The 4,067-nt window shown below is 41.8% G+C and carries 6 protein-coding genes; all 6 read right to left on the reverse strand.

Annotated elements, in window-relative coordinates:
- Positions 1–126: 126 nt before the first annotated feature.
- Entirely contained in the window at positions 127–612 is a 486-nt protein-coding gene (locus L2082_RS18695) for a PIN domain-containing protein (RefSeq protein WP_446011043.1), read from the reverse strand.
- Entirely contained in the window at positions 606–890 is a 285-nt protein-coding gene (locus tag L2082_RS18700) for a type II toxin-antitoxin system Phd/YefM family antitoxin (protein WP_446011042.1), read from the reverse strand. Before L2082_RS18700 ends, L2082_RS18695 begins: the two co-directional genes overlap by 7 nt.
- Positions 891–1,056: 166 nt before the next feature.
- Positions 1,057–1,641 (reverse strand): hypothetical protein, encoded by a 585-nt coding sequence (locus L2082_RS18705; protein ID WP_446011041.1) that lies wholly within the window; start codon positions 1,639–1,641, stop codon positions 1,057–1,059.
- 68 nt (positions 1,642–1,709) lie between these two features.
- Positions 1,710–1,838, reverse strand: a complete 129-nt coding sequence (locus tag L2082_RS18710; protein WP_446011040.1) for a hypothetical protein — start codon at positions 1,836–1,838, stop codon at positions 1,710–1,712.
- A 166-nt stretch (positions 1,839–2,004) separates the two neighbouring features.
- Positions 2,005–3,141: an Lcl domain-containing protein gene (locus L2082_RS18715; RefSeq protein WP_446011039.1), complete on the reverse strand. Its 1,137-nt coding sequence runs from the start codon at positions 3,139–3,141 to the stop codon at positions 2,005–2,007.
- A 2-nt stretch (positions 3,142–3,143) separates the two neighbouring features.
- Complete coding sequence (locus L2082_RS18720) at positions 3,144–3,980, reverse strand: Lcl C-terminal domain-containing protein (RefSeq protein ID WP_446012143.1); 837 nt, start codon at positions 3,978–3,980, stop codon at positions 3,144–3,146.
- Positions 3,981–4,067 lie beyond the last annotated feature (87 nt).

Raw genomic sequence — 4,067 nt, forward strand, 5'->3', positions numbered from 1 at the left:
AGGCTGAATTCCGCCTGGAAAGTGTTCGACATCAAGCTGCAGTAACACTGACAAACGAAAAAAAATGCTTATTGGGCATCTCGGACAACTGAAATTGCTCTATGCTGGGGTACTTTTCAACACCCTTTATTTATCCGGCGACTCCTGCCTAGAGGAGGTTTCTTCATTACCTTCTTCCTGGCCGGACTCCGAAAGAAACCAGTTCTCAACGATAATATCGGAAAAATGCTCAAAATCAGCGATGTTTGCTGTGACAACAATCAGATTATGTGTTTTGGCAATTGCAGCAATCTGTCCGTCAGCAAACGGGGGAGCCAGACCGATTCCTGAAAGTCTGGCCCGCTCCTCCGCATGCCAATCAGCAGCGGCCTGATCATAAGGGAGAAGAGAAAGGTAGGGAAGCACAACTTCGTTCAGATACTGTTCAATCCTATGCCGTTTGCGTGAAACGGGGAGGCGGCAACATCCGAACCTAAGCTCATGCCAGACAACAGCGGCTGTGGCGACTTCATGATAGTGTCGCTCAAGTTGCTTCATAACGGAAGAATCAGGCTGAGGTCTCAACGGTTCGGAAAGAATATTCGTATCAAGAAGGTATCTCGGCTTTACCATGAGACTTTTCTTCCCGGTGAAGCTTGCCGGATTCCGGCAAATACCTCCTGGCAGTCATCAAGTTCATCAGCGTACTGATTCCGAAATTTCTTCAATGCCTGTAGGAAATTCCGTTTCGGAGCGGAACGGAGCGACTGATATTCAGTCACGGAAACTAATATTGCAACCGGCTCACCATCCCGAGTCAGACCTACAGAATGTCCCTGTTCGACAAAACTGACAATATTCTGTAGCTGCCGTGCCGCCTGTTTCATGTTGTACGATTTATCTGAGATCATCGTCTTTCTCCGTTTTATCTTTTTTTCCGCAAGAGAATCTTACCTGATGTATGCAGACAGGGCAAGGATATGGTGGGATATAAAAGAAAAGCCCTGAATCATGATCGACTCAGGAACTTGGAGCATCCTCGACCACCAGTTGCTGCTGCTTTTCTGGCAGTTTTTTTTATTGTTCAGACTGAATAAGACGTGCTTCAATCTGTGATAAACGTTGCTCTGCCGCTTCGACAGAAAAACTTTCGAGCCGATTGCCACGTCCGAGACTATTGACAATGAATCGCTTTGTTTTTTTCTTTTGCCCTGCATCGAAACTTTCGTACCTTGCAAGTAAATATCGGCTGATTTTCAAATACATGCGCACAGCTAGCTGATGATCATCACTATGTGTCCAAGCGTAGCCGAGAGCGGCCAAATTGTCACCTTCGAGTAATCTGTCGGCCAAGGCAGGAACAGCTTCGTCTGGAAAACCGGATTCTACTAATACTTTAATTCCGATCAGTTTGATATATTTATCGGAATCAGCAACAGCAAGACGTGCAACTTCAATTCTTGACTCTAACGACAGTTCTTCAAGATAATCATACACGTTATCTATATCGCGGTTGCTGACTATACGTCTCAGCTCCGTCAGCTTCACATGCTCACTGGCAGCTTCGCAGTCTGTTGTTGTCTGGAGCAACAGAAAGAAACCCAGCAGAATTACATTGACGAACATCCTTGGTAATACATTCACAATGCTTGAATTATTCATTTAACGTTGAACCTCTTTCAAGTTACCGGAGACAAATTCAAAAATCTGTCTCCGGTGGTTACACGCAACTATAACTCTGTCGAGTTATAATCCTGCCCGTCATCAACAGCCTGCTTTCTGTTCTGGCTGTGAGGAACAGCAATCACTATCGTGCCGTTGCAGGTTCCGCCGCGACCGTCATTCGCTTCAAAGTTCACGTTATAAACAGGGTTAATGGGGTCAGAGTAAAATTAGATTTAATTCGACTCTGACCCATTTTACATTGTTAGTGGAGATGAAGAAAGACATTTCTCCGGCGGCTTCTGCTTGGCGGTATCAAAGATTAATCAGTACCTGCCCCACAAAAAACTTTTGTACGATCATCTATTCTGCACAGGCAGAAGTATCCGGTATACTGCATGGAGAAACATTTAATCCCCACCACGGTGACTCCTTGGTACATGCTACTGAATTACCACACCAATATCCGTGAGAACTTATAGGCTTGGTCACAGTATCTGGTAGAGCGTTCTCAATATCAATAGATTCATAGGTCTCAGTCGGAGGATTATATTCATATATAACATAGTGGAGATGAACCGGCATTGTCGAGGGTGAGGTATTGGAAATAGTACCGATTTTAGTTTTTATGTCTATGGGATCACCCTCATTAACTTGGATATCATCCATGTGTATAAAGTTGCTATACCAAGGGTCAACTGGATCAACATGACTCGCAATATAGAGTGGTGTATCGTGCCTGATCAATACCATTCCATGATTATCGAACCTCTTAACAACAGTGCCTGATTGAGGCGCGATAACCCACATGTTATTTTCTGCATTTCCTGGAAGATTCAAATCCATAGCAAAAGTATCATCAACCCTAATGGAATCATTTCTTTTACCATTCCATATCGTTAGTGTTGTATGCCCTTCCGCACCTACGTAATTAATCCAATCAGTTCGTTCTGTCTCAACTGGAAAAAATATTAGCCCTCCACCTCTTACCATATAAGAATATGCCCAAGGTGTTGTAATTTTATCGCCTTCCCGAACAATCCCATCCGAGCTTAACATAAACAGCCAAGAGTTCTCCGGTACTCTCGCATCAGCCTGAGACGTCCAAACATTTTGGTTTGTACCTTCAATAACAGAAAAAAAATCTTCATTTATCGCAGGAGAACATCCAAATAAAATGATTGATGCCAACTCTTTCATATTTGGCATTCTCCAATCAGAGAATCCTGCATACTCAATGTTATCTATCCCTACAAGAGCATCATTCCAAATCAAATTTTCGATTGTTCCGGTACAGCTTTGGCTGGAATCATCCCAAGCCTGCCCATAAGCACACCGAGACCAAGTCAAACCAGTACTGATATCAGTAACCAATCCATTTTCATCTATACGGAAACGTTCGTTTTGTTGAGCACGAATACTTTGACATGTCTCGTACGAATAACAAATTGAACTTGCGATTAAAATAGACAAGGGGATGAAAAAATATATTCTCTTCATAATTAATGCCCATCAGAAACTAATAGTATGTGAATTTGACCATATTCAGTTGATGAATATGCTGTGAAAAAATTTTGTCTATCTACATAAGCTGAAGCTATTGAAATAGTAAATGCATCAGTGCTATTATGGATTATAGGAAACGGAGTAATATTGCTCGTCCAATAATGAGTTGTGTTTTCCATATTTGGAAAATATCTTTCGTCGAGAGCAGGATAAAACTTTCCGAAATCTATAATAGAAAGAAGCTCGACAACTGTAGGTAAACGCCAATTACTTGCTCCGCAAAGATTCAGATTGTTTATTGCGGTGATATAAGCTTCAGTATTACAATCAATTCCTCCGCCGCATACAGCACCAGAATATGGTGCATCCATTAATGTGCTATCATACCAAGTATAATAGTTATCTTTATCTCTCAATCCACCATCATCAGTCTTTGTTTCCCACATGAAACCAGTAGTATTGTCAAGAACACAACTGCTATCCGTAGACAGAGCATCCATGTAATAATCTACTTTTTCTTGAGAACTCTCTTTTAAGGAAGGAGTAACAGCATCCCCTGTACTTGAAATAACAGAAAAATCAAAGTGACTTAACGTGTTATCCTGTCCGTTAATCCTCAAGAAATTACTATTGGCATCTCTACTAAAAAAATCTGATCCATACAAAGGATCTTGACCAACTACATTACTGCACTCCTGCTGCACTCCTTGCGAATCAACACAAACTTCCCCACCGGTATCATTCAAGCTCCCAACATTTGTAACGATATACTTTTCAGGATGTTCTTCTGTATTTAGTATCTGCTGAATTTCTCTCCTGTTGAATAATTTCATTGCGTTGCATGTCAAAGTATGCCATTCTTGAGTCGTCCTTTAAATGCGCATTTATTAAGCTGGATGCGCATGCCGACTAAAAAAGAC

The sequence above is a fragment of the Candidatus Electrothrix sp. genome, assembly GCF_052785085.1.